The organism is Bacillus sp. FSL K6-1145, assembly GCF_038003425.1.
Classification (GTDB): domain Bacteria; phylum Bacillota; class Bacilli; order Bacillales; family Bacillaceae; genus Bacillus; species Bacillus pumilus.
The window spans coordinates 3606049-3630353 of sequence record NZ_JBBOPC010000001.1; the positions used below are offsets into that span (position 1 = coordinate 3606049).

The window sequence follows — 24305 nt, forward strand, 5'->3', positions numbered from 1 at the left end:
CATCTCGTTCAAGCTGATTTTACTTGAAATGATCTTTGACCACTTCGATCCATCTTTTAGCCGATGGGGATGCTGCTTTGAATGATTTGAACGCCAAGTTGATCTCACGATAGACGCTTGTCTCAAGTGGAATGACTTTCGTATGAGACATTTGCGGCGGCAAAATTAATGTCGGAATGATGGTCACTCCGAGCCCTTCTTGAACCATAGAAATGAGCGTATTGTTGTCTCCAATTTCAAACAAAACTTGAGGCTTCACGCCTCTTTCTTTTAATAATTTCTTAATGAGCAGATCACAGCCCGCTTTTGGCATAATGAATGATTCATCATGTAACGAGTCAACTTCTATCACTTTCTTCGTATGGAAGCGATGATCCTCTTGCATGAGCACCACCAATTCATCTTGGAAAAGTGGAACAGTTTCAAATTCTCTTGATGGCTGCGTTAAAAAACCAACATCAATCGTGCCAGACGCAATCCAATCCTCAATCTCCTCATAACCACCTTCATATAACTCTACCTGGATATTGGGATACCCTTTGGTAAAACGGTGAATCAGCTGCGGAAGCATTTTTGAAGAAAAACTAGAGAACGTTCCGATCTTGATACTCCCCACTTCCATCCCTTGAATCAACGCCGCCTCCTGTTCAAGCAATGACGCATGATGAATGATTTGCCGAATATGCGGCATCACCCGCTCACCTGCGTCCGTTAACGCCAGCCCGTTTCGATTCCGCCGAAGCAGCACAATCCCTAACTCTGACTCAAGCTTCGCAATATTATGACTGACTCCAGACTGCGTCAGCCCAAGTTTATCCCCGGCTTTTGTAAAACTACCGCATTCAACGACTGTTAGAAATACTTTGTATTGGAATGTGATCAGTTTGCTCACCTCACAAGCTCATATTAGATCTTGGCAAAATCTACTGTTAGATATTTCTTTGATTTTTCGATTTAACTGTTGTTCTATTAATCGAAAGCATGTCTGCTTAATCCATAAACGTTTAAATGTATAAAGTTGTTCTTTTTCATCTCCATGCAAGTCTTCATCTTCCTCTAACTGAAAATAAGTTAAATCGATGTTGTCATGAACATGCATTTTCATAAAAACATGAGCGTTGTGAAAATCATGCATATGTTCTACTAAAAAAGAAATCTCAGTGATAATATCATCAAATGCATCTCCTTCAAGCGTTTTTTTAAGATCCAGATTACTATGAATATCAATTGAAAGGTAATTATCTCTTTCATCTAATTCTTCTTGAGTAGCTAGCGGATTATCGTGAATTGTTGCTTTTCTATTCACATCTGTAATGGAGAAATAAATGATGATGTCTTGATTATCGAGAAATTCATACTCCCATATTTCTGCATCTCTTAATCTTAAAATGCGGGTGAGATTGGCCAATTTTTTAACCCTCCAATTAATTATTCATCGTTGTCGACGACGAAGACCTAGACGCTGCTTCATCAGCCTTCACACAATCAATCGCAACAACGAGCGCAATCATCACAGGCTCCATTTCTTCTTTCAAAATATCGACCTTATAGCTGTCACCCCAAGTAAACCATTCCTTCTTCACCTGGCCGATCACTTCGCCATTCTGTAGCACTTGGAAATTCATATCCCACCAGTTACCTTGTACTTCTACACCCGCGGCATCAATTGAATATTTTGCTTTAAAGAACGTAAACTCTTTTTTGATCGTCAATACTTCTTGACCACCGACTTCTACTAAAAACTTCGGTAAAAAGCTAAATATTTTCTTCGTAATCACAGCAATTTCTTCTCGTTCTGTATTCAGAATGGTGAACGTCTTCGGTATCTTCATAAAACTGCCTTCGACCAAATACACATCGTTCTCCTGCTGATCCTTTACCGTAAACCTGCCGCTCAGACTAAATACTTTTTGCTTCATATATAGTTGCTTCATACGTACCTCCGATTAAGTTCAAACATTTATCAGGCTTTTATCTATTCTTTATTTACATCTAATTATACCAAAAAATAGAATGATCTAATAACATGTCAGAACTCATGCAAGTTATAATGGAAATATAAACAAGATTGAGAGGGGAACTCATGAAAAAAATTACGTTTTTTGATTGGACCATTCAATTACAAGCAAACTTAACGGCAATAACAGATCATCATGAAAAGAAGATGGTCATTTTAGAGCCATCCATTGAATTAAACGGTGTGATCTGGATAGATGAAAACAACGAGCTACAAATCAAACCTACTTGGGATTGTGTCATTACAATTGATCCAACCAACAAAACTCTAACAATCCGGCAAACAGAAGAAGTATTCGGAGATTTATACGAGTGAAAACAGGAGGATTTATGAAAAAAACTACTTTTTTTGACTGGAAAGTTCACTACCCTGAACATTTAACAGCAGTCAAAGATGATACAGAAAAGAAAATGGTTTTTCTAGAACAAACTATTGAATTCAAAGGGATTATCCGTATTGATGAGAATGATGAACTGCAAATGAAGCCGACATGGGATTGTGTCATTATTATTAATGCTAAGAATATGTCTGTCACAGTTTGTGATGCAGAAGAAGTTGTAGGTTTGCCGTAGAAATTTAAAAGTCTCATTTGAGATGCATAACTCAAATGAGACTTTTTTTAGCGCATTTATTTAATAACCATTTACAAAATAAGCGATCGTCTCTAACTCATCTTCTTTCAGTTCTCTGTTCACATGTGCTTGATATTCACTCACGATTCTCTGCCGATCTCCACCATAAAGATCAGTGTATTTCGCTATCATCCGAAGCTTGTCTGTTTCCTGACGAAACTCTTCTTTTGACCACGGTCTTTGGTGTGAAGGAATATACGTATCGGCATCAAATGCATCTAACTCATCTAAAAGACGCAAAATTTCTTTCACCGTATAATGTACTTTTTCGGCATACATTTTCGGATAAATGCAATCACCAAGAAACAGGATTTTCTCTTCTTTCACATACACGATCACTGAATCTGCGGCATGATCGCCCCCAACATGTTGCACGATACACGTGACCCCGCCAAGATCAATTTCCATCCGACGGTCAAACGTGACTTCCGGTAAAACCACCTGAATTTCTCGATGATTCTTATATTCTTCTTTTATCGCCTTCGCGCAAAACTCAATCTCCGTTCCTTCCCTCACCCGCTCATCAATCGCCTCATCTGACCAAGAAAACGGAAGAAGCTTCTCCATTTCCTTTCTGGTTTTTGCAGAAGCAATTGAAACCGTATCAGGCAGCGCAGGCAGTCCAAAAATATGATCCCAATGCCAGTGAGTGAGGACAACGAGATCGGGCTTGGCGTTCTCTTGTTTTAAGGTCTTTGGGATGAAATAGTTCGCATGATCTTCTGAGTTTCCAGCATCGATCATTAATGTTTTGTTATTGCCTACGACCATGCCTAGGATGGGGCGGTCGGTGAGTGATACTGGTGTGATGTAGGTGAAGGTTTGGCCTATTTTTTTGATTGTGTGCATGGTGTGCCTGCTTTCTATAGTGATTTCAAACCTTGAAATTTTTTTGATATGGAACAAATAAAAAAGCAGTCTTTATATTAGAAACAGTTGGGTCTCCCAGCGAGCTTGAATAGTAGCAAACTTTTAATTATGAAATATATTTCCTACCTTTTATGCCTTGCGTTTATCATGCAAACATACACGTAGCAAAAAACTTTCAACCTAAAAAAAGAGAGTTTTATTCCCTTCAATCTAGTGACATACAGATGAAATGTCCCAATTGAACAAAGGTATGTGCCTAATAGACTCGCCTTTGAAGAATACGATCTTTGTAAGTTTGCTATTTTTTATGTTTACCCCTTTTTATGATTAATTTGAAGTAATAATTATTAGTGAAATAAATAATACATTTAAGTTAATTATCCTGCTCATTTTCTTCAAGGATAGATGGCAAAATAGATTGTACATCTTCAGGCAGAAACTTTTTTGCTCCCCATACCCCTAAACCTTTTACAATTTTTGGATTTTTCATTGTCCAATGAACTGCCCTAGAAGCGAATAACAGATACCATTTTTTATTCTTTAAATAATCTACTTGTTCAGTTAGAGAATCAATTTCAGATCGAAGGTCTCTAAGATCACTATTTAATTGTTGTTGATCAGCAAATTCCTTCTCGATTTCCTCTTCTATATTTTTTTCATATCCCTCTTTCAATTCATATAACAATCTTTTTAACTCTTCTCCCTCTTCTTTTGTAAAATATCTTTCTTCAAAGTCTTTATGGCTTTCAATAGCATCTTGAAATTTTTTAATTTCTTCTTGTAAAAAATTTATTTTACGTCCCATAGGATTACTTATCATTTCAGATTTAATTAAACCTACCCATTCTCTTAAAGCTTTTAAATATAATTCTGTATATAGACTATCTTTACTTTCAACACTTAGAATTTCCCCTGGAGAAAATTCTATATAAAACTTATTCCCGTTATTAATTTCGGTTTTAAACCAATAGTTTTCTTCATATTTATATATGATTTTGAATAATACATTACCATTATCTTGAGTAATTGATTTAAAAGTAAAATCTTCTCTTTTAAAACCTTTTATTTCTAATCTATCTTGTATTTTTTGTAAAAATCTCTCACTTAAAACCCCTTGTTCCAACATAATATATCCTCCCAATTACAATTAATACCTTCTAAATAAACAAGAGAAACTCCAATTTAAAAGTGCAGTCCTTCCATTAAACCCTTATTATAAAACAATATGAGAACTTACTTGAATATCAGCTCTATCTGCCAATCTTCTTTATTATAACCTTGATTTTCAAATAACTTTATACAGAAATTATAAATTGATTTTGAATTTAAATTAGTTTCAATATAATGCTGATTTACAATTTGTTTCGGCTCTCTCATATTCCTGCCATCAATTGATACAAAACCTGGATTTTCACTCAAAACTTGCTGGTATTTTTCCATATTATCTTCATAGATTGATATTATAGTTTTCTCCATAACATCCCTCCATGTACTTACATTATACGATTTTTTAAGAATAGTTAATAAACGTGGTGAACTTCCTGTGATTTTCGTAACTTCATTTTCAATCTTTCCAAAGTACGGCCATATTTCAACAAATTTTTCTATTAATTCCTCTGATCGTTTATTGATATTTTCTTGATTCCAAATTTCAAAACTCGAAATATATTTATTTAAATAAATATTACTTTGTTTATAATATTTTCTTTTAATTAAGAAAGATTCATTAGATAACTCAGAATTATAGGCGGAAAGTGTCAAATTTCCTAAAGTGTGTAAGTAAGTGGAATGGATATATTCAGCATTCTCTCCTAAATCCTCTTCCCACTTTTCAGTAAGTGTCTGTGGCATTATGTGTTCAATAGTAGTCTTCGATAGGTCCGCTTGTTCTTTATGTCTATAAGAATTCTCTATTAATTTTAAAATAAAGCTACCTTTCTTCCTTCGATCGCCCTGCCCGTACAATTGATTTTGATGTAATGAGTTTATTATTTCTGGATTTTTTGGATAACCTCGTTTTTGTAGATAGCTAATTAACTCAGATATTGAGTCTTCTGCATCATATGTACATATTTGATTATAGGCTGACGCAAAAATTTTACTTAATGATTTTGAATCAATATTACAAACAAAGCGTCTGACTAAATAGTTTTCTACAATTTCTAGCATTCTACAGAATTGTTTTTTGTTGTATTTTCCTTTTTTGTAATCTCCATAAACATATAAGAAAAATGGATATGCTGTTTTTGCCTCAAATTCATTAATTCTTTTCAATAATTTTCGGATATCCTTATTATCCTCTAAAGCCGGGTTTAATAACTTAGCATAGTACGCAGCATAACTCGCTAAAATTTTCAAAAAATCTTTTGCATCTTTTCTATCGACCTTTGTTTTAAATTTAAAGTACACATCATTTTTCTTTACATTAATATTTTCTCCTATCAAAAAATGCCTAATAAATTCAGTTAAATATGTACCTAACTCTTCCTGCATTGGTAACCAGTAACGTAAATAATCATCTTCTTGATCTTCAGCAGGGATCCTCATAAATAAATAATTCCTAATTAAATCAGATTGAGTAAGGGGTTGTCCCTTTGCATTTAAGCTTTCAAAAACTAGATATGGATTGTCATCAGTGGATAAAACAATACTTACAATAGAAAGGTTAACAGTTATGGTAGATTTAAGAGTTGATAGACTCATAGATTCTTCTTGAATTTTTTCAAAAAAAAACTCATAGGACTTAAAAATTAGCGAATCTTCATTATCTAATGAAGGTTCTTTATTTATTAACTTTTTCATGTTCTCTTTATCTACTTGAGTTGGCAGGAACTTATATTTTTCTTCTCCTGATTTAAAGCTATTAACCAACAGCATATGATGAATTTCATCTGCTAAATTTTGTTCTCCTAATTTTTCTGCAATATCTCTTGTTGCCACAAGTAAAGTCAGTAAGGTAGTAAGCCTTTGTTGTCCGTCAATAACTAAGAATTGTTGTACTCCATGAGTATTTGTATTGTTTGGAATTGAGACGATTGATCCTATAAAATGAGACAAACTCTGATTATCTTCAATTAAATCATTAATATCTTCCCATAATTGTCTCCACTGTTTTTCAGTCCAGCTATAAGTACGCTGAAACATTGGAATTAGATACTGTTTTGTCCCCTCTAGTATCTCTTGAAGATATGTCTCGCTAGCTTTCATCCTATTCACTCCCTATAATTCCGTTCTTATAATCGAATGGCCTCTAAGATGGCTATTTTATCTTAAATATCACTTATGATAAGGCTCCCCCCGCACAATCCGAAACGCCCGATAAATCTGCTCCACCAACACCAGCCTCATCAACTGATGCGGGAACGTCATTTTCGAAAACGACAGCTTCTCATTCGCGCGCTGGATCACAGCGTCGCTTAATCCAAGGGATCCGCCTATGACGAAACATACCTTGCTTTTTCCGTATGTTGCCAGCTTATCTATTGTATCGGCTAATTCTTCGGAACTTTTCATTTTTCCTTCGATGGCGAGGGCGATGACGTGGGCGTCTGGGTTGATTTTGTTTAGGATGCGTTCGCCTTCTTTGTCTTTGATGATTTTCATGTCTTGCTCGCTGAGGTGTTCGGGTGCTTTTTCGTCTGCGAGCTCAATGATCTCGATTTTTGCGTAAGCCTGTAATCGTTTTGTGTATTCGGCTATGCCTTGCTTTAAATATTTCTCTTTTAATTTTCCTACTGTGATAATTGATATATTCACAGGTCATCCCCACCTTAAGAACAAGTTATTCATATAAGTTATCAACAATTGTGGATAAAATTTGTGTATTTTGTGTCCGATCATTCGTTCCCCACTATATATATTGCAGGTTCATCGCACAATTCACAGGTTGTGGATAAACTGTGTGTATGTTCGATTTTTCTGAATTCTGGCGGCGTTTCGTGATCATCTATGTACATGTCTAGTACGGTTTCAATGTGTTTTGCGCAAGCATAAAGTGATTTGTTCATAAGTTTCTAATTCCTCCAATATGTTGTCTCGTTATTCACAAGTGTTTCACTCATTGTTCAATATAACCGATTTATTCACATGTTAATAGTCTTTTACCATTTTCCACACCTTTTATCCACAAACCAAATAAAAAAGCCTCCACTCCTGTGAAGGCTTCCTTCTATAGAAACGGATTATAAAATCTCGTTCCTCTAACAAATGTAATCACTAACGAAACAATCAGTACCGCACCAACAAATATTAACGCCACATAATCTGCTTTTTGAAAGTCTTTCGCCATAAACCATGTGCGCTTTTTATGCTTTCCAAATCCGCGCAGCTCCATCGCATTGCTGATCGTCTCTATCCGCTCTAGGCTAGAAAAAATCAGCGGCATCACAATCGACAGCGCATTTTTAATCCGTTTCCCCAGTTTTTCATTCTTCGATAAATCAATGCCTCTTGCTTGCTGAGAAATTGCAATCGTTCGAAAATCACGCTGAATATCTGGAATATAGCGCAGAGCAATCGCTACAGCATAAGAAATTCGGTAGCTAACCCCGATTCGGCTGAGCGATGAGGCGAATTCACTTGGATTTGTTGTCACGATAAACAAAAGCGCTGCTGGCATTACGGTCACGTATTTCAGTGTAATGTTCAACTGATAGAAAAGCTGTTCAAGTGTGACGTTGTACCAGCCTGCAATGTGAAATAGCTCGTGCTTTGCTCCGTAGATGGCGACACCTTGCTGCGGCGCAAAGATATAAATGGCGATGTTGTTGATGACAAGGAAAATCGCCAGGACAATCACCACAAAGGAGATATCACGAAATCGCACGTTTGATAGCTGAAAGAACACGATACTGGCAACTAGCATAAACACTAATACACCTGTATCATACGTGAGCATCGCTGCGGATGACCAGAGGATAAAGCAAATGAGTTTGGTTGCCCCTGTCAGCCGATGAATCGGCGACGGGCGGTCGATATAAGACAGCATGTCTACAGCCATGTCATTCGCTCCTTTCTGTCCACCTCAATGAAGCGATCCACGAGCTCATTTGGATTTGGCCAATCTGCTTTCAGTGCCAGTTCATACAGCGACGTTTCCTTTAAGCTCGCCTTTTGGACAAGCAGCTGATCTGTCAGCACTTTAGCAGGTGTATCATCTGCGATCTTTTCTCCATCAGAAATGACAATAGTTCTTGTCGTATATTCAAGCATCAAATGCATATCATGGGTGATCATCAAAATCGTGACGCCCTGCTGATTTAATTGCTCTAAAAACGTCATCATCTCTGTGTAATGTCTAAAATCCTGTCCGGCGGTTGGCTCATCTAAAATAATGATTTCTGGTTCTAATACAAGAATTGATGCGATCGTGACGCGCTTTTTCTGTCCAAAGCTGAGAGCAGAAATCGGCCAGTTCCGAAATGGGTATAAACCGCATACTTTTAAGACTCGCTCCACCCGTTCCTTGATGTCTTCTTCCTTTACGCCTCTTAAAACGAGACCAAATGCGACTTCATCAAAAATCATTTGTTTTGAAATCATTTGATTTGGGTTTTGCATGACGACGCCGATTCGTTCGGAGCGCTGTTTGATCGTATCTCCTGTGATGTCATCGCCATTTAAAAGAATTGACCCTTTCGTTGGCTTTTCAAATGCACAGAGCACCTTAGATAATGTCGTCTTGCCTGCGCCATTGGCTCCTGCGATGCTGATCATTTCTCCTTTTTTGACGGTAAAAGAGATGTTGCTCAGCGTGTTGGGTCTTGTCGGATAGTCAAAGCTCAACTCACGCACTTCTAGTAGATCCTGCGCTGCATTCTGGTCGATTGAGGGCTCAGACGCTTCCATCCACTGCTCGATTTTCATTTTTTCCTCATCATTTAAGGTAAGTTGCTGTAAATTTGCAATCTGATCTCCGGGTGTAACTGAAATACCTGCATATTTCATGGCTTTTACATATAAAGGCTCACGTAAATACGCCGCTTCTAATACATTTGAGGCAAGCAATTCATCTGGTGTCATATCCGCTGCTATCGTGCCGTCATTGACGACGATGATGCGGTCCACATGGCGGAAGAGGACGTCCTCTAATCGGTGCTCGACCATCACGACGGTTTTTTTCGTTTGTTTTTGTAGTCGATCAATGAGATCGATCACTTCTTTACCTGTTGCGGGGTCAAGGCTTGCAAGTGGTTCGTCAAACAGCAAAATGTCGACATCGTTGACAAGTACGCCTGCGATGGCGACACGTTGTTTTTGACCGCCTGACAGCTCATGTACAGATGATGCCAGCTTGCCGTCTACCTCTGTTAATTTTGCCGCTTCTTCGACACGTGCTTTCATTTCTTCGCGTGTGACTTGATCATTTTCAAGTGTAAATGCGATGTCTTCTCCAACGGTCAGCCCGATAAATTGTCCATCAGGGTCCTGCAGCACCGTTCCGACGAGCTGTGAAAGAGAGAAAATGTTTTCTTTTTCTGCATTTTTCCCGCCGATGTGAAGACTTCCTTCCATAGAACCTTTATAAGACGCAGGAACTAGCCCATTGATGCAATGGGCTAGTGTGCTTTTTCCCGATCCAGACGGGCCTGCGATGAGGACTTTTTCGCCTTCATAGATGGTCAGGTTGATATCTTTCAATGTCGGTTCTGCCTGACTGCGATATTGGAATCCGAAATGTTCGAATTGAATCATCGGTTTCTTCATTTATGTGTTCCACCTTGCTTCATGATGTTTCTTTCGATAGACTGCCGCTTTTGCTTCTCGTTTTCGCATAAGCCGCAATGATGATGGTTCCTAGTACACCGACTGTGATGATGTTTGAGATTCCCGCCACGATGCCTTGAACAAATACTTTGTTCGCAGGTTCTGCATAGATCACAATGTCGAGTACCGGGGCAATGACAAACCAGCCCAATGCCTGTGCGCCTGCTTGTACGGCATTGAAGAGCGTGATTTTTTTCCAGCCAAAGTCGCCCTCTTCTACTTTTAAACGGTTCGAAATCAAGCCAATCAATAACCCAACAACACCTGAAACGATAATCCAGCTCCACCAAGGGCCAAATGTGGTGGCATCTTTAATAAGATGACCAATAAATCCAATCAGTGCGCCTGCAACAGGACCAAATAGCACGGCCATTAATGCAAGAAATGCGTACGAGGTTTCAATTTGTGTATTCGGAATCCCAGTTGGAATGGAGACGAAGCGTCCTAAAATCACAAAGACGGCTGCGCCAATTCCGATGGCAACGACAGTTTTCGTTGAAAGTTGTTTACCTGCCATGATGTATCCTCCTCTTATTCGTATATAATGCGCGGAGCTTTGCGAATCGAAAGGCGCCAGCCTGTGCCTGTTCCGATGTTATAAGCCTTTGCAAATGACCCTTGATTGATCGCCACGCCTAAATGATCGAGTGAATTGACATATACGAGTGGTTCGCCTACCTTTAAATCGGCAAAAGATCGTCCATAGGTCATGATATTTTTATACACATTTTTTGGCCCGTTGGCAATGGTAACTTCTATTGCATCCCCATAATTGATTGAAAGCTGCTCAAATAGCGTATGATGAATGTTTGTCCAAAGGTTTCCGAACCTCACATCTAAAATATCAATCGTTCCTGTGATGACCTCTTCTTTCGCATAAGCCTGTACGACTGGAAGGTGAATAATATCATCAATATTCGCTTTTGGCCCAACCTCTTCAAAAGAAATCACACCTGAAGCGATTCTCGCCCCTGTATACGCGTAAATATCTCTCCCATGGAAGGTATGTGATTTTCCCGACTTCGGCAGCCGGTTAATGGTTTCATCTAAATAACGGGCTTCCACTATGCCAATATCCTGCGCGACGTGCGTGAGTGTCCCGTTATCTGGGGTAATGATGTAGTGCGAGCTTGTGGTTTTGACGACAAGACTCTTTCTTTCTGATCCTACGCCTGGATCAACAACGGAAACGAAAACTGTCTCTTCTGGCCAGTATGTGACGGTTTGGAGCAGGCGGTAAGATGCCTCCCAAATGTCATACTGCGGAATATTGTGTGTTAGATCAAAAAGCCGGATGCTGCTGCTGACCGTATTTGCCACTCCGTACATAGCGCTGACTGCTCCATCATCAATACCGAAATCTGATTGTAAAACCAATGCATGTTCACTCATGTCAATCTCCCTTTCATTTGAAAAAATGGATGTGGTGTTTCACGTGGAACATTTGAACATTTGTATGAAAAAAGTGGACAATAAAAAATACCCCATCCTTATCTTGAATCATAAGGACGAGGTATTTGTCTCGTGGTACCACCTTTATTTACTGTTTGCTCGCGCTAAACAGCCTCTACAAGTACAAAGCTCCAATCTGGCTCATATACTGTGGTTTTGATAACGAGTACCAACTCTCGTCGTGTCCTACTAATATCATAGATATGTTCAGCACGAGGCTCAGAGACCATTTTTCAAATCATTATTTTTGCTTCTTTTCAGCTGCCGAAGCTCTCTGTGGAAAAATTGATGATTGTACTTTCTCTCGTCATTGCCTGTTTAACTATCTTGAATTAAAGCTATCATACATGATGTTTTTTGATAAATCAAGATATTTTTCTGAACATTTTCAAAAGTGAGTCAACTGGTGTTGAAAGAGTCTTCTTTTTATAAAATTTAAACAAATGTTAAAGAGCAAGATATGGTGTCTTTCCTTTCTAGCGGTATAATAAAGATGAAGGGAGGTACAGCGTGTGTGGACCATCTGTATGAATGAGTTTAAGCAGCTCTTCAAAAGCACAAAATCCATTTTAACAATTGTTATTATTTTCATTTTATCTACTTTTGTTTCAACTCTACCGTTTATTGCTGCTCATCAGGACAAATGGGAGGCAAAGGATCCTTATTCCATTGGGAATGAACTGGTGATGTCGTTATTTGGTTTCTTCCTTATTTTCTTATTGTCTCACGATATTTTAAGCCGAGAAATTCATTTGAAAACCATTCGTTTTCTCGTCAGTAAAACCACTCGTTTGAACATTATTATCGGGAAATATCTTGGACTGATGCTGTTTTGGCTTAGCTGTATTATGACGACATACGTACTGAATATGGTGATTTCACATCGTTTTCTGTTTTCTGATGCGTTAAAAATCTTAACCTTTATCAGTGTCGGTATCTCATGTGCTTTATTTTTGTCCATGCTCTTTCCAACCCCGCAGAAATCTATGTTTGTTGGGATGTTGTTTTCCTTTCTTTTCCCAATCGTCAGTATGATATCTGTTCTTTCTTCAGAACGATTGATTCATTGGTTCCAATATATGACGCCTTATTATTATGTGCGCTTGAGTGAGCCGCTGACCTATATACTCTTGAATACAGCATTGACCGTTATCTTACTCATTGGAACAGCACTCCTATTTCAAAGGAGGGATGTCTAAATGCTACATACAAAAGAACTCACAAAAAAATACAGGACAAAAGTCGCAATAGATCACATTACCCTTGATGTCAATCAAGGTGATATTTTCGGGCTCATTGGACCGAAGGGTTCTGGTAAGACGACGTTTTTCAATATCATTACGGGAATTTCCCGGCAAACCTCTGGGACGTTTACGATGATGGATATGCCTTCATTAAAAAAGGTGAGGCAGCATATCGGTGTACTGCCTGAATATACGGATTTATATGAAGGGCTTACGGCACTTGAACATATTGCCTACTTATCAAAAATCACCGGGACGCGCCAGAAAACGAGTGATTATGAAGAACTGCTCGAATTTGTCGGCTTAGATCACTATCAGCAGGAAAAGGTCGGTTCGTTCACACCTGGTATGAAGAAACGGCTCGGCATGGCGCAGGCTATCGCCCATCGCCCCGAATTTATTTTACTCGACGAGCCTTTTGCTGATATTGACGCAGATTCGATCTTGCACATCCAGCAGGTCATTGACACGTTAAAATATGAAGGGAAAACCGTCTTATTAACGGCTGACCACCCAAGGTTCACAAATAGTATTTGTACAAAAACTGCTTTTATTTCTGAAGGAAAATTAGTGTCCCCCCATACACATCCTCAAGAGAAAACCATCACATCCTCAAACATACGTGCAACCTTCAAGCATGCGTGGATTGATGATGAGGTGAAGCCTGTTCTCACGCAGTACTTACAAACTGTTGGAACAGATCTTGTGATCAGTGATGACGAGACCTCATTGTTGATTCGTTCAGAAGCCCAAGTCCCATCGATCATCCGCGCTTTCGTGAAATGCAAAGTTGATTTATACAGAGTTACGGCTCAAGATGCCATGAGTTCCTCATAAAAAAGCACCGCATGCGATCCGCACGGTGCTTCTTCTTTATGATAAAGGTTTACTCATATAGATTCCGGTTTCTTCAAATCCCGTCTTCTCATACAGCGAACGGGCAATTTGATTATGAGCAAAGACATGAAGCGAGAGTTTTTGCACGCCTAATGACTTTGCCTGCTCCTCTAATGCAGCAATGGCCTGTTTTGCAAAGCCTTTTCCTCGATAAGCTTCGAATAAAATAAAGTTGTAAATAAAACCTTCATGCTGCGGGTGATTGGGGTCATAACAAAGCCAAACCCAGCCAATCGCTTCTTCCCCATTCAAGAGATTCCATAGCTCATGATGCTCTGTCTGTAGACCTTCAGGAAGGAGCCGACCAAATTGTTCTTCTGCGTTCGCAAGTGATTCTTCCTTTTCCCATGTCCCTGCGAGTACCTTTTCTTCTGCGTACCGCTGAATGGACTTCTCCATCAATGCATCGTAATCCGCTTGTGTCATTGGTTGTAGTGTAACCAATCATACCGCCCCCTTTCCTCCATCATATGATGAGCATGCAAAAAAAACCAGTCCCATCAAGGAACTGGTTATCCGCCGAATCGGTCGGTTTGAGAAAGTTTGATTTCTACTGATTTTTTCTTTCCACTTCGGTAAAACTGCACCTTTACTTTGTCGCCGACTTTCTTTTGATATAAATACTTACGAAGGTCTACGATATTCTGTACACTCTTGCCATCAAAGGAGGTGACAACATCCAGCTCTTTGAGCCCCGCTTTTCCTGCTGGAGACAAAGACTCGACACTCATCACGACAACTCCTGATGTGACGTTAGATGGCAGCTTCAACGTTTCCTCCCAGTGATAGCTCGCAATATCTGCTAAAGATTTCATGCCAACACCTAGATACGGACGCTTCACTTCTCCGTAACGTTCTAAATCTTCTATGACAGGGATGACGAGATTCGCCGGGATAGAAAGCCCGATGCCTTCAACCTCTGATTCTGCAATCTTCATTGAGTTGATGCCGATCACTTTTCCGTCCATATTGATCAAGGCTCCACCGCTGTTACCTGGATTGATGGCGGCATCTGTTTGCAGTACCTCCGCATTCCAATCCGCCTGACCGTCTCCATTCGAGTCCACAGGAATCGCACGTTCCGTTCCAGAAATGACACCTTGTGTGACAGAGCCTGCGAATTCAAGCCCTAATGGATTTCCAATGGCGATCACTGGCTCACCGGGTTTCACATGATCTGAATTGCCAAAGGCGGCGGTTTTCTTGATCTTATCACTTTTGACGGTGAGAACTGCTAAATCCATGAGCTGATCGCTTCCGACAAGATTGGCGCCAATTCTTGTCCCATCCTGAAGACTCACTTCAAGCTGGTTGGCACCTTTGATGACGTGGTGATTGGTCACGATATAAAAGGTGTCACCCTTTTTCTTATAAATCACACCTGACCCGCTGCCTGCCTCTCCGCCTTCTTCCCAAAAGCTCGACTTTTGGATATTAATGACGCCTACAACCGTATCCGACATATGAGATACGACTTTTGTGACGGCATCATTGACGTTCACATTGACGGTCTTTAAAGGGCCCTGTGCTGCTTGCCCATCTCCGTTCTGCTGCCACCCAAAGGGACTGCCGCTCTGTCCTGTTACATAGGGGAAAAAGAATCCCATTAAAAAAGCTCCTACCAATACACCGATCAGACCAGATAGGAAATATCCTTTTCTGCTTCGTCTCGGCTTCCACTCTACATCGCGATAATCCACTATGTTTCCTTCCTTTCAGTGAATAGATGATGTATATAGTGTTGGTAAGAAGCTCTTATCTTAATCATACGATTGTAAAAATCATACGGCGCAAAGCGGGGTTGCTTTTTTCGGGTCCGTATCATATAAATCAAAGCCATCCCCGACAACAAAGCCTTTCATTTCAAGCGTCTGCTGGACCGCCATACGGGCTAAATCCTTCATGTTGTTGTCCTGACTCAAATGAGCCAAGTAAATGCGTGAGGTGGCATCTCCAATGACATCTGTCATCGCAAGAGCCGCATCTTCATTTGAAACATGTCCGACATCGCTTAGAATTCTACGCTTAATGCTCCACGGGTATCGGCCCATTTGCAGCATACCGACATCATGATTGCTCTCAAATACAAATGTATTGGCTGATTGAATGATGCCTTTCATACGGTCACTGACATAGCCTGTATCCGTCATTAGAGCAAGTTTGCGCCCGCCATAATGGAACACGTAAAACATGGGCTCGGCCGCATCATGTGAGACGCCAAAGGACTCAACATCGAGACCGCCAAAGGATTGGACGGTTTCCATATCAAAATGGAATTTTTGCTCTGTGTCAATCTTCCCAATATGAGTCTCCATCGCCTTCCATGTTTTCGCATTTGCATAGACAGGGAGCTTGTACTTTCTTGCCATGACACCTAGTCCTTTAATATGATCTGAGTGCTCGTGTGTCACAAAAATGCCGTCCAAGTCTTCAGGCTTGCGGTCGATTTGACCAAGCAGCTCGACCATCTGTTTGCCGCTTAACCCAGCATCCACTAAAAAGGCATGCTCGTCTGTTTCTAAATAAAAAGCGTTCCCCGTACTTCCGCTCGCTAGTACACTGAACTGCAAGCTCATGTTCTCTCACTCCATTGAAGATTTGTCATCTTTCTCTATATGATCAAGTGTAGAGCCATCAATGGCATTGATCAAATATTCTTCCTCTGTCTTTTTCTTTGAACCAGTTGATACGCCTTCAAGCTCGACTCGCCATACAGGCACCATGACCTGCGTGCTTGCACCTGGGTATTGCGTATAGTAGCCCAGCTCTACCTTTTTCACGGTCGTGTTTTGGCTCAGCATGTTTTGCGTATATAAATCCTTCACAGTTTCAAGCGCTGGCACAAGGGTTTCTTTTCTCACTTCATTAATCGATGTCACCATCGACTGCTGATACGATACGACCTCGTTTTTATCATTTAGATCTAGGGTGATTTTTCCGATGGTTTCGGAGTCATCAAGGCCCTCTTGGAAGATGTATTTCCCTTTATACGTTTGGAAAAAGACGATCTTCCCTGTCTCTTCATCAATACTCCACAGCTTATAGTTCTTCCCATCCAGCAAACGCTGGTTCACCAGGTTTGCCGCCGCTGTTTTCATATCTTTTTTCGGCAAGGCCACTGGTTTAGTGAAGGTCATTTCAAGCAGCGTGACAGGATCATCTTTGTCTGTTTTCGGGAATGTGCTTTTCGCCTTTTGATCAGCTAATTCGTCAACATCCTTTTTCGTATATTGCTTCTTTTCAGCTGTAATGCGGTAGCCAATCTTCGCTTCATCTGATAGATTGCCATATTTGATCCCGTCTGCCTTCATTTCTTCCAGCGTATCCGTTTTTTCGATAATCGCAAAATGATCGGTTGATCGTTTTTCAAAGTATTGAAAACCTAGAAAGATATCGAGAACGAGAAAGGCTAGGATAAAGATCGTTTTGGTCTTATTCCACTCCATGATTCTCGCTCCCCTCTGTCAACAAATCATGCGATAGAATCACGGTTTTGCCGTTGTATTTCATGCACCATACTGGCTCCAGCCAGACAAACATCGCTTGATCTTGATCTGATGCGATGGAAGCAGCTTGATAGGCCGGGAAAATTTGTTCAATTTTCTCAAGGTCATCATATTTCGTCTGCTTGACGATTAAGTCTTTCAGCTCTGTCCCATTCATCAGTTTGACCTGCTCACTCTGACTTGCTTTGTTGCCTAGAATATAGTTTGGACGCTTGTAATTCAAGATGTCATCATTCGCCCACTGTACTTCAAGAGAGGTCATCCCAAATGGATGCTTTGTACTGTTAACGATCGGCAGGCCATCCATAAACATATTAAAGGAAAGCTGCTGATTGCTATTGATGCCAAAGTATTGATAGTCATCGGTAAAGCTTCCCGTATCATTGAAATACTTCACACTTCGCTTGATCAAATCTCCCGTTTGGAAAACGGTGCTGCTGTTGATATTGCGATGCTGATATTGGATGCGGTGGTCTTTTTGATTGGCTTCAAGACGGCTTGTGCCATCTGTGTACACCGTCCGATTTAAATTAGACTCCTCACCGACAAGACTCGGGTCCGTAAACAAAGCGTCCTTGAATTTACTTGTCTTAATCGTTTCGATAAAGAACATTTTCGCTTCAAGCTGCTTTTGCTTTCTCGGAAGGAGGAAATCTCGTTTCGAATTCGCTGAGAATGTATAGAGATCATAGTGCGGCATCTCGTTTTGAGCGGCTGCGATACTGTCCATGAGATTTCGATAGTTAGCGGATTCTATTGTCAGCTCAAGCACCGTTTCCTTGCTGTATGAAACCAAATAGACTTTCTTATTGGCCTTGTCCTGCTGGGAGAACGGCACAATCATCCGGTCAAACGAGTTGTATTCAATGGACTTGTTCGGCCATTTAAACAACGCTTGGAAAATATCAATCGGAATTGGGTCATTGAACACAAGATCCAATGTCTTCCCCTGTCCTCCGCTTCCATAGAAGAAATTCTTAAATTTCTGCTCCGAATATTGATCTGACACATCCGAAATCTCTTTCACATCCCAAAGGCTCACATCATTCCAGAAGTTTTGAAAGAGTTCCTTTTGATCCACTTTAAAATGCTCCCCATTTGAATGGATGAACATCTCGCGCGGCTTCACGACATCAATGAGGCTTCTAGGCTCATCGCTTGATATCTTCTTCGTTTCCACGACCTGAGTGCCGGCATCTGCCTGGTCCTGCATGACGGGCTGGAACATCCAGATATTCCACGTAAACACAAGACTGATCGCAATTAGGATTGTCAATATTATGGTTTTAAAGGTCTCACGCTTCATCCCAATCATCCTCTTGTTCTTCATTGTACGGAAGGGTAAAGGTCACCGTTGTTCCTTTTCCTTCAATGCTGTCAGCCCAAATATCTCCGCCATGAGCCTGAACCATTTCTTTTGCAATCGCAAGGCCTAGGCCGGTTCCGCCAAGTTTTCTTGTTCTCGCCTTATCCACTCGATAAAAACGTTCAAAGATTTTATCCATATCCTTCTTCGGAATACCGATCCCTTCATCTTTGACGCTGAATAATACAAGACCATTCTCCTCATCCAAATCAACGGTAAACATGATATGTCCACCCTCTGGCGAGTATTTCATGGCATTGGAAATGATATTATCGAGCACCTGTGTGATTTTATCTTGATCGATTTCCACATATATTTCACGCTGCGGAAGATTGCGGATAAAATCGACATGCTGCTCTTTCGTCATTTCAAAACGATCAATGACCAATGAGATAAACCTGATAAAATTCGTCCACTCACGGTTGAATTGATAATCCTTGCTATCGAACTTAGACAGCTGCAGCAGGTCATTAACAAGACGGATCATACGCTCTGTTTCATTTTGCGTGACACTGAGGAACCTTGGCGCAAGCTCTTTATCACCAATTGCCCCTTCAGCCAGTGCCTCAAGATAGCTTCGCATCGTCGTCAGCGGTGTGCGCAGCTCATGTGATACGTTTGCGACGAATTCACGGCGTTCTGCATCAATTTTCTCCTGCTCTGTGACGTCGTAAATGACCGCAATTAAACCATCAATCTTCCCGTGCTCTTTCTGAATCACTGAGAAATTCACACGCAAAACAGACAGCTGATCTTCGCGTTCGATTTCTATCAGCATGGAATCTTGATTTTCGACTAAATCTTCAAAGGTATGCGTGTCCTCGAGGCCCAGTAAGGACGTAATCGGCATCTCTAGAGCTGTTTCACGTGAAACATTTAACAGCTCTAATGCTGGGCTGTTTAATAGAATAATCGCACCGTTTTGATTCGTTGCGATGACGCCATCCGTCATATAGGCAATGACCGAAGAAAGCTTTTTCCGCTCACCCTCCGTCATCAGCTGCGCTTCCTCCAGCTCTCTCGTCAGATGGTTAAAGGTCGTCGCAAGCTGGCCAATCTCATCATGTCCATACTTTCGAACCTTTCTGGAAAAGTTCCCTTTGGCGAGCTCGATCGCTTGCTTCCTCATATCCGAAATAGGATGAGTAATTGTTCTAAAGATGAAAATTCCAAGTAATGCGGTCGTCCCAAGTGCGATCAGTGTGCCCGTTGCCAAAATGGTGTTAATGGTTCGCATTTGGTTAAACACGCTCTCCATCGAAGACACAACATAAATCACACCGACAGTTTCTTGGTTTTCATTTTTCACGGCTGTCGCAGAAATACGCACCCGTTTATTGGATTCTGGGTCATAGAATTTCTTTTCATAGTCTTTGCCTACTGCGAAAATCCGGCTAATGATTTGATCTGTGATTTTCTTGCCGGCAATCTCCTGACTGCCGTTATTCACAGAGGCAATCACCTCTCTGCTTTCATCGATATAGCTGACTTCAGAAATTTCATTAGACTCATCTTTGTTGTTAAAGTCGTTTAATATCTTTTGAGCATCCTCTTTTAATTCTGCCTTGCTTTTCGATGAATCTTGTTCTAGGTAATACGATAACGAGTAGATTCGCTGATTCAAGGAATTATCATATGAATTAATTAAGGACTGCTCTAGCTGCTTCACAAAGTACACGCCAATGATCTGCATGGCGACAATGATCAGCAGCACGTAAATTAAGGTCAATTTAAAGTGAATCGAGCGAAAAAAACCTACTTTATTCATAAGAATCTTAGTCCTGCTCTGGGTTTCTTAAATAGTAGCCGACGCCTCGTCTTGTCACGATCCAGCTCGGGTGGCTAGGGTTGTCTTCAATTTTCTCACGAAGACGGCGGACGGTGACGTCTACTGTACGGACATCCCCGAAGTAATCGTAGCCCCATACGGTTTGCAGCAAGTGCTCACGTGTCATAACCTGTCCGATATGTTTCGCTAAGTAATGAAGCAATTCGAACTCACGGTGCGTCAATTCAATCGTTTCCTCGCGCTTAGACACCACATACGCATCTGGATAAATGACAAGTGATCCAATTTCAATATCATTTGATTCAGATTCTTCCTCTGTCTGCGGCGTAGCAATTTGTCTTCTCAAATTCGCTTTCACACGGGCAAGCAGTTCGCGCGTGCTAAATGGCTTCGTCACATAATCATCTGCGCCAAGCTCAAGACCGATGACTTTATCAATTTCAGAGTCTTTTGCTGTCAGCATGATAATCGGCATGTCATATTTCTTTCTCACTTCACGGCATACCTCAACGCCATCTTTGTTCGGTAGCATAATGTCGAGCAGAATAATGTCCGGTTTGATTTCTTCTACCATTTCAAGGGCTTCATTGCCGTCATATGCACAATGAACCTCATAGCCCTCTTTTCTTAAGTTAAACTCCAATATATCAGCAATCGGTTTTTCATCATCTACGACAAGAATCTTTTTTTCCATTGTGATTTCCTCCTGCATTTTTAGCATCTATGTCATTCCATTTTTGCATGTCTCATCAGACCTTTTTCATTTGAGCAAAAAAGGTTCACTGTCTATTATAACGTTTTACGTGGCAAAGATAAAAATAATAACGGCTTTCTTTTCTAGCAATCGTTGGATAGGAAGACGATACTCAAAAAAATGATGGTTTTTTTCCTTTTTTATTGAAACTTTTCCAGTCACTGATCGTCTATATAGATGTAACGTCTTCTTCTTATGGAGCCGGGCCCTACCTAGGTCCGGCTTCTCCCTTTTTATGCCTTCTTTTCATAAAATAAAAACGCACCTGCGATTGCAGATGCGTTTGGAAGTGGCTCGGGACGGAATCGAACCGCCGACACACGGATTTTCAGTCCGTTGCTCTACCAACTGAGCTACCGAGCCATCATCAAAAAGATGAATAAGTATAAATGGCGGTCCGGACGGGACTCGAACCCGCGACCTCCTGCGTGACAGGCAGGCATTCTAACCAACTGAACTACCGGACCTCAGTAACTTGCCTGAAAAAGCAATCGTGGTGCTCTTCCAAGCAAGTGAGGAAAAATTAGCTTAACGCTAAAGTAAATCAATGACCCGTACGGGATTCGAACCCGTGTTACCGCCGTGAAAGGGCGGTGTCTTAACCGCTTGACCAACGGGCCAATACATGGTGAGCCATGAAGGACTCGAACCTTCGACCCTCTGATTAAAAGTCAGATGCTCTACCAACTGAGCTAATGGCTCTCGGTTTGTGAAAAGTAATTCTGAAGAAGTTGTATTGCGTCAAACCAATCGCTTTAAAAAAGCTGGAACATCGCATCCTAACAAGTTTCAGAGACCTTTGCAACAACGAGATTTATAATATCATAGAGTAATTACATATGGCAATACGTTTTTCGACATTTTTTTAAAAAAAGTGTCGGATTTGAAATCTCCTGCCAAATCCCTTCTACTTGCAACCGCCTTCATTTTTGCTGCCTCTTTTCATGATCACTACCTATTCAAGCACATAGAAACGTTTTAGACCTCCCGGAATTGGTTATACATGAAACAAGTGACATTGTGATTGAAAAAGGAGGAAGCAGTATGAGTTCATTCAAATTAGGAGATAAAATGCCCAATTTTTCACTTCCAACCATTCAGGGCGAACATATTGATTTTCACAAACATTTAGAGGAGCATCAAAGCTGGCACCTCATCGTCTTCTTTAGAGGCTCATGGTGCCCAGTATGTGTAGAAGAATTGAAAGAGCTCGAACAGCAGCAGTCATACTTTCAAGACAAGGATATCCACTTAATGGCGATTTCAACGGATCATTCTGATGACTTGAAGGAATTTGCCGATAAAGAAGGACTATCCTTCCCAATCATGTCTGACAAGGACCTCACTTCATTAAAAGCATATGAAGTCCACTATCACGGAGAAGATGCTCCTTATGAAGATCACGGAGTGCACGGGGAACCTGCCTATTTCTTATTAAACGAAAAGGGCCAAGTCCTCTATCAGCAAAGACAAACAAGTCCGTTTGGCAGACCGCATGCCAACGAACTGCGCAAAATCATTCAGTACATCCGCAAAAACTTAAAAGGCCAATATAAAAGCGTGAAATAAGAAAGAAGCCCTCATGACGAGGGCTTCTTTTATGAATTCCTTTTATGATATATCCAGTCTGCGACGAAAAACACAAGAAGACCCGACATGAGAATCACAAAAGTGACGGGTGGTTTATCACCCTGGAAATAAGAGTACAGCGAATGTCCTCCTAATGCGAGAAGATAAAAGATAAATGCCGGCCCAGCTGCTTTATGTGCATTCGCTTGTTCTTTTTTCGTACTTTTTTTGAAAAACATTGTAACGATTCCCCTTTATGCTGCTTTCTTCTTCGTCACCCGGCGAAGTGCCTGCGAACGAATATATTCCATTGGACCAATTCTCCAAACCTTTAGACAACATGCTGATATGGCGATTTGCAGAAGAGAAATGAGCAGCCATGCCAATACGATAAGAGGGGCGTTGATTTGCCCGCCAAGACCCAATCCCCAGCTATAAAAAAGAACCGAGCAGATGACATTTTGCAGGATGTAACAGCTGAGTGCCATTTTCCCTACATATTCAAACCAATTCCACATGAACCATGACTCCGTGTGAGCTAGGAGCTTCGCAATGACAGCGATATAGAAAAGAGAGAGGAATGGCGAAAACGCATAGCGCACAACGAATTCCACTAGTTCGTTCGGAACGAAGACAAGTGCATTCAGCGGCAAACCCACCCACAGACCGATTCGGAATAATCTTTTCCGTAGAGATTGCCCGCGTTCGTTTGTATAAAAAACACCGGCTCTCATCATCCGCACACCTAATAAAAACAGAAATGTGTTCATTGGAATGATAAAGATCGCTTCCCCCCGGTACATGAAAAAGTGTTGTAATCGTTCTTGAACCTGTGAGATCCATGTCTCTGGTAGCTGCTCTTCCAGCGCCGGTTCACTGCTTTGATCATACGATGCTGTTTCCATTTCAGAGAGGGCGAACACCATCAGACAGGACAGAACAAGCAGATGAATGACTCCAGAGAAGAGCATGCCTCTTTTGATACGCTTGCTCCCTCCTCGCACAATAAATGCCACAAGCAAACCGGTGACAGCGTAACTCATGAGCACATCATATTCCATCACAAGTGCAAAATGGACAAAGCCTTCGATAAATAAAAATAAAAGAATCCATAAATATGTACCCGGCCAAGGCGTGTTTTTTCTTTTGGCCTGCTGGTATTTGAGTTCTAGCCCTACACCGAACATGATAGTAAGCAGCGAGAGCATTTTCCCATAGACGAACATGGAAACAAGGCTTTCTAGAAAACTGCCATTCTCATATTCATCTGCAATCTGATCTGTCGCAAAGGTATCCCCTGCATAGGCAAAAAACCAGACGTTCGTTCCCAATGTGCCTAATATGGCGAAACCTCTTAAAATATCTAATAATCTTATTCTTTCTTTCACTAGAACGCTCCTTCCCCCTATACAGTTATCATATTTTGGTAATGATCGGAAGCTTG

At 40.8% G+C, this 24305-nt stretch carries 26 protein-coding genes, 4 tRNA genes and 1 other annotated feature; of the genes, 5 read left to right on the forward strand and 25 right to left on the reverse strand.

Annotated features, from left to right (window positions below):
• Window positions 1-19: 19 nt before the first annotated feature.
• From MHH41_RS18315 to MHH41_RS18325, 3 genes are read right to left on the reverse strand one after another with little or no spacing between them, the layout of a single operon-like run.
• On the reverse strand, window positions 20-892 hold the full coding sequence (locus tag MHH41_RS18315; RefSeq protein WP_340866639.1) for a LysR family transcriptional regulator: 873 nt from the start codon (window positions 890-892) through the stop codon (window positions 20-22).
• A gap of 9 nt (window positions 893-901) precedes the next feature.
• Complete coding sequence (locus MHH41_RS18320; RefSeq protein WP_268494267.1) at window positions 902-1408, reverse strand: hypothetical protein; 507 nt, start codon at window positions 1406-1408, stop codon at window positions 902-904.
• 16 nt (window positions 1409-1424) lie between these two features.
• Window positions 1425-1934: an LURP-one-related/scramblase family protein gene (locus tag MHH41_RS18325; protein WP_268494269.1), complete on the reverse strand. Its 510-nt coding sequence runs from the start codon at window positions 1932-1934 to the stop codon at window positions 1425-1427.
• A gap of 149 nt (window positions 1935-2083) precedes the next feature.
• Here MHH41_RS18325 and MHH41_RS18330 point away from each other — a divergent pair, with 149 nt between their 5' ends.
• Window positions 2084-2332, forward strand: coding sequence for a hypothetical protein (locus MHH41_RS18330; protein ID WP_106042842.1), 249 nt, complete (start codon window positions 2084-2086; stop codon window positions 2330-2332).
• A 14-nt stretch (window positions 2333-2346) separates the two neighbouring features.
• Window positions 2347-2589 (forward strand): hypothetical protein, encoded by a 243-nt coding sequence (locus MHH41_RS18335; protein ID WP_340866640.1) that lies wholly within the window; start codon window positions 2347-2349, stop codon window positions 2587-2589.
• Window positions 2590-2649: 60 nt separating this feature from the next.
• Here MHH41_RS18335 and MHH41_RS18340 read toward each other — a convergent pair whose 3' ends face one another.
• The 9 genes from MHH41_RS18340 to MHH41_RS18380 form a co-directional block, all read right to left on the reverse strand.
• A complete protein-coding gene (locus tag MHH41_RS18340) occupies window positions 2650-3498 on the reverse strand; it encodes an MBL fold metallo-hydrolase (RefSeq protein ID WP_340866641.1) in 849 nt (282 codons plus the stop codon).
• 394 nt (window positions 3499-3892) lie between these two features.
• Window positions 3893-4645: a hypothetical protein gene (locus MHH41_RS18345; RefSeq protein ID WP_113387524.1), complete on the reverse strand. Its 753-nt coding sequence runs from the start codon at window positions 4643-4645 to the stop codon at window positions 3893-3895.
• A gap of 107 nt (window positions 4646-4752) precedes the next feature.
• Window positions 4753-6726 (reverse strand): DUF262 domain-containing protein, encoded by a 1974-nt coding sequence (locus MHH41_RS18350; RefSeq protein ID WP_340866642.1) that lies wholly within the window; start codon window positions 6724-6726, stop codon window positions 4753-4755.
• Window positions 6727-6795: 69 nt separating this feature from the next.
• On the reverse strand, window positions 6796-7275 hold the full coding sequence (gene rlmH, locus MHH41_RS18355) for a 23S rRNA (pseudouridine(1915)-N(3))-methyltransferase RlmH (RefSeq protein ID WP_340866643.1): 480 nt from the start codon (window positions 7273-7275) through the stop codon (window positions 6796-6798).
• Window positions 7276-7355: 80 nt separating this feature from the next.
• Window positions 7356-7526, reverse strand: coding sequence for a CxxH/CxxC protein (locus MHH41_RS18360; protein ID WP_340866644.1), 171 nt, complete (start codon window positions 7524-7526; stop codon window positions 7356-7358).
• A 161-nt stretch (window positions 7527-7687) separates the two neighbouring features.
• A complete protein-coding gene (locus MHH41_RS18365) occupies window positions 7688-8518 on the reverse strand; it encodes an energy-coupling factor transporter transmembrane component T family protein (RefSeq protein ID WP_340866645.1) in 831 nt (276 codons plus the stop codon).
• On the reverse strand, window positions 8509-10224 hold the full coding sequence (locus MHH41_RS18370) for an ABC transporter ATP-binding protein (protein ID WP_340866646.1): 1716 nt from the start codon (window positions 10222-10224) through the stop codon (window positions 8509-8511). Before MHH41_RS18370 ends, MHH41_RS18365 begins: the two co-directional genes overlap by 10 nt.
• A 19-nt stretch (window positions 10225-10243) precedes the next feature.
• The gene (locus tag MHH41_RS18375; RefSeq protein WP_041508071.1) at window positions 10244-10801 is read right to left on the reverse strand and encodes an ECF-type riboflavin transporter substrate-binding protein; all 558 of its coding nucleotides are present in this window, start codon (window positions 10799-10801) and stop codon (window positions 10244-10246) included.
• Between the two features lie 14 nt (window positions 10802-10815).
• Window positions 10816-11676, reverse strand: coding sequence for an SAM hydrolase/SAM-dependent halogenase family protein (locus MHH41_RS18380; protein ID WP_012011872.1), 861 nt, complete (start codon window positions 11674-11676; stop codon window positions 10816-10818).
• 109 nt (window positions 11677-11785) lie between these two features.
• Window positions 11786-12056, reverse strand: a binding site (T-box leader).
• Between the two features lie 192 nt (window positions 12057-12248).
• Between MHH41_RS18380 and MHH41_RS18385 the strand changes: the two genes are divergently transcribed.
• Window positions 12249-12935, forward strand: a complete 687-nt coding sequence (locus MHH41_RS18385) for an ABC transporter permease subunit (protein WP_003215033.1) — start codon at window positions 12249-12251, stop codon at window positions 12933-12935.
• The gene (locus tag MHH41_RS18390) at window positions 12936-13817 is read left to right on the forward strand and encodes an ABC transporter ATP-binding protein (protein WP_340866647.1); all 882 of its coding nucleotides are present in this window, start codon (window positions 12936-12938) and stop codon (window positions 13815-13817) included.
• A gap of 36 nt (window positions 13818-13853) precedes the next feature.
• On the opposite strand, the gene MHH41_RS18395 is transcribed toward MHH41_RS18390, so the two are convergent.
• The 11 genes from MHH41_RS18395 to MHH41_RS18445 form a co-directional block, all read right to left on the reverse strand.
• On the reverse strand, window positions 13854-14321 hold the full coding sequence (locus MHH41_RS18395) for a GNAT family N-acetyltransferase (RefSeq protein WP_137054110.1): 468 nt from the start codon (window positions 14319-14321) through the stop codon (window positions 13854-13856).
• A 68-nt stretch (window positions 14322-14389) separates the two neighbouring features.
• Window positions 14390-15580: a S1C family serine protease gene (locus tag MHH41_RS18400; RefSeq protein WP_420726659.1), complete on the reverse strand. Its 1191-nt coding sequence runs from the start codon at window positions 15578-15580 to the stop codon at window positions 14390-14392.
• 78 nt (window positions 15581-15658) lie between these two features.
• On the reverse strand, window positions 15659-16453 hold the full coding sequence (locus tag MHH41_RS18405) for an MBL fold metallo-hydrolase (protein ID WP_044139071.1): 795 nt from the start codon (window positions 16451-16453) through the stop codon (window positions 15659-15661).
• 6 nt (window positions 16454-16459) lie between these two features.
• Complete coding sequence (locus MHH41_RS18410) at window positions 16460-17323, reverse strand: two-component system regulatory protein YycI (protein ID WP_137054108.1); 864 nt, start codon at window positions 17321-17323, stop codon at window positions 16460-16462.
• Window positions 17310-18689, reverse strand: coding sequence for a two-component system activity regulator YycH (gene yycH / locus MHH41_RS18415; protein ID WP_253621962.1), 1380 nt, complete (start codon window positions 18687-18689; stop codon window positions 17310-17312). Before yycH ends, MHH41_RS18410 begins: the two co-directional genes overlap by 14 nt.
• The gene (gene walK, locus MHH41_RS18420) at window positions 18679-20517 is read right to left on the reverse strand and encodes a cell wall metabolism sensor histidine kinase WalK (RefSeq protein ID WP_137054106.1); all 1839 of its coding nucleotides are present in this window, start codon (window positions 20515-20517) and stop codon (window positions 18679-18681) included. The genes yycH and walK overlap by 11 nt, the downstream gene beginning before the upstream one ends.
• A 7-nt stretch (window positions 20518-20524) precedes the next feature.
• Window positions 20525-21232, reverse strand: coding sequence for a response regulator YycF (yycF, locus tag MHH41_RS18425; RefSeq protein ID WP_003215017.1), 708 nt, complete (start codon window positions 21230-21232; stop codon window positions 20525-20527).
• Between the two features lie 350 nt (window positions 21233-21582).
• A tRNA-Phe gene (locus tag MHH41_RS18430) sits at window positions 21583-21655 on the reverse strand.
• 27 nt (window positions 21656-21682) lie between these two features.
• Window positions 21683-21759, reverse strand: a tRNA-Asp gene (locus MHH41_RS18435).
• 81 nt (window positions 21760-21840) lie between these two features.
• Window positions 21841-21912, reverse strand: a tRNA-Glu gene (locus MHH41_RS18440).
• Between the two features lie 6 nt (window positions 21913-21918).
• Window positions 21919-21994 (reverse strand) — tRNA-Lys (locus MHH41_RS18445).
• Window positions 21995-22336: 342 nt separating this feature from the next.
• On the opposite strand from MHH41_RS18445, the gene MHH41_RS18450 reads away from it, so the two are divergent.
• A complete protein-coding gene (locus tag MHH41_RS18450; RefSeq protein WP_012011881.1) occupies window positions 22337-22861 on the forward strand; it encodes a peroxiredoxin family protein in 525 nt (174 codons plus the stop codon).
• Between the two features lie 29 nt (window positions 22862-22890).
• On the opposite strand, the gene MHH41_RS18455 is transcribed toward MHH41_RS18450, so the two are convergent.
• Together MHH41_RS18455 and MHH41_RS18460 are read right to left on the reverse strand one after the other, a co-directional pair.
• Window positions 22891-23100 carry a hypothetical protein gene (locus MHH41_RS18455; RefSeq protein WP_050944649.1) on the reverse strand — a complete coding sequence of 70 codons (210 nt, stop codon included), beginning with the start codon at window positions 23098-23100 and terminating at the stop codon, window positions 22891-22893.
• Between the two features lie 15 nt (window positions 23101-23115).
• Window positions 23116-24249, reverse strand: coding sequence for a DUF418 domain-containing protein (locus tag MHH41_RS18460; protein ID WP_340866648.1), 1134 nt, complete (start codon window positions 24247-24249; stop codon window positions 23116-23118).
• Window positions 24250-24305: the final 56 nt, after the last annotated feature.

What these genes read in the sequence shown, in the direction of transcription:
- MHH41_RS18340 (WP_340866641.1), bottom strand. Translation starts at nt 3,498, where the DNA reads ATGCACACAATCAAAAAAATAGGCCAAACCTTCACCTACATCACACCA.
- MHH41_RS18370 (WP_340866646.1), bottom strand. Translation starts at nt 10,224, where the DNA reads ATGAAGAAACCGATGATTCAATTCGAACATTTCGGATTCCAATATCGC.
- MHH41_RS18405 (WP_044139071.1), bottom strand. Translation starts at nt 16,453, where the DNA reads ATGAGCTTGCAGTTCAGTGTACTAGCGAGCGGAAGTACGGGGAACGCT.
- MHH41_RS18450 (WP_012011881.1), top strand. Translation starts at nt 22,337, where the DNA reads ATGAGTTCATTCAAATTAGGAGATAAAATGCCCAATTTTTCACTTCCA.
- MHH41_RS18365 (WP_340866645.1), bottom strand. Translation starts at nt 8,518, where the DNA reads ATGGCTGTAGACATGCTGTCTTATATCGACCGCCCGTCGCCGATTCAT.
- MHH41_RS18335 (WP_340866640.1), top strand. Translation starts at nt 2,347, where the DNA reads ATGAAAAAAACTACTTTTTTTGACTGGAAAGTTCACTACCCTGAACAT.
- yycH (WP_253621962.1), bottom strand. Translation starts at nt 18,689, where the DNA reads ATGAAGCGTGAGACCTTTAAAACCATAATATTGACAATCCTAATTGCG.
- MHH41_RS18375 (WP_041508071.1), bottom strand. Translation starts at nt 10,801, where the DNA reads ATGGCAGGTAAACAACTTTCAACGAAAACTGTCGTTGCCATCGGAATT.
- MHH41_RS18380 (WP_012011872.1), bottom strand. Translation starts at nt 11,676, where the DNA reads ATGAGTGAACATGCATTGGTTTTACAATCAGATTTCGGTATTGATGAT.
- MHH41_RS18330 (WP_106042842.1), top strand. Translation starts at nt 2,084, where the DNA reads ATGAAAAAAATTACGTTTTTTGATTGGACCATTCAATTACAAGCAAAC.
- MHH41_RS18325 (WP_268494269.1), bottom strand. Translation starts at nt 1,934, where the DNA reads ATGAAGCAACTATATATGAAGCAAAAAGTATTTAGTCTGAGCGGCAGG.
- yycF (WP_003215017.1), bottom strand. Translation starts at nt 21,232, where the DNA reads ATGGAAAAAAAGATTCTTGTCGTAGATGATGAAAAACCGATTGCTGAT.
- MHH41_RS18390 (WP_340866647.1), top strand. Translation starts at nt 12,936, where the DNA reads ATGCTACATACAAAAGAACTCACAAAAAAATACAGGACAAAAGTCGCA.
- MHH41_RS18345 (WP_113387524.1), bottom strand. Translation starts at nt 4,645, where the DNA reads ATGTTGGAACAAGGGGTTTTAAGTGAGAGATTTTTACAAAAAATACAA.
- MHH41_RS18360 (WP_340866644.1), bottom strand. Translation starts at nt 7,526, where the DNA reads ATGAACAAATCACTTTATGCTTGCGCAAAACACATTGAAACCGTACTA.
- MHH41_RS18410 (WP_137054108.1), bottom strand. Translation starts at nt 17,323, where the DNA reads ATGGAGTGGAATAAGACCAAAACGATCTTTATCCTAGCCTTTCTCGTT.
- walK (WP_137054106.1), bottom strand. Translation starts at nt 20,517, where the DNA reads ATGAATAAAGTAGGTTTTTTTCGCTCGATTCACTTTAAATTGACCTTA.
- MHH41_RS18455 (WP_050944649.1), bottom strand. Translation starts at nt 23,100, where the DNA reads ATGTTTTTCAAAAAAAGTACGAAAAAAGAACAAGCGAATGCACATAAA.
- MHH41_RS18350 (WP_340866642.1), bottom strand. Translation starts at nt 6,726, where the DNA reads ATGAAAGCTAGCGAGACATATCTTCAAGAGATACTAGAGGGGACAAAA.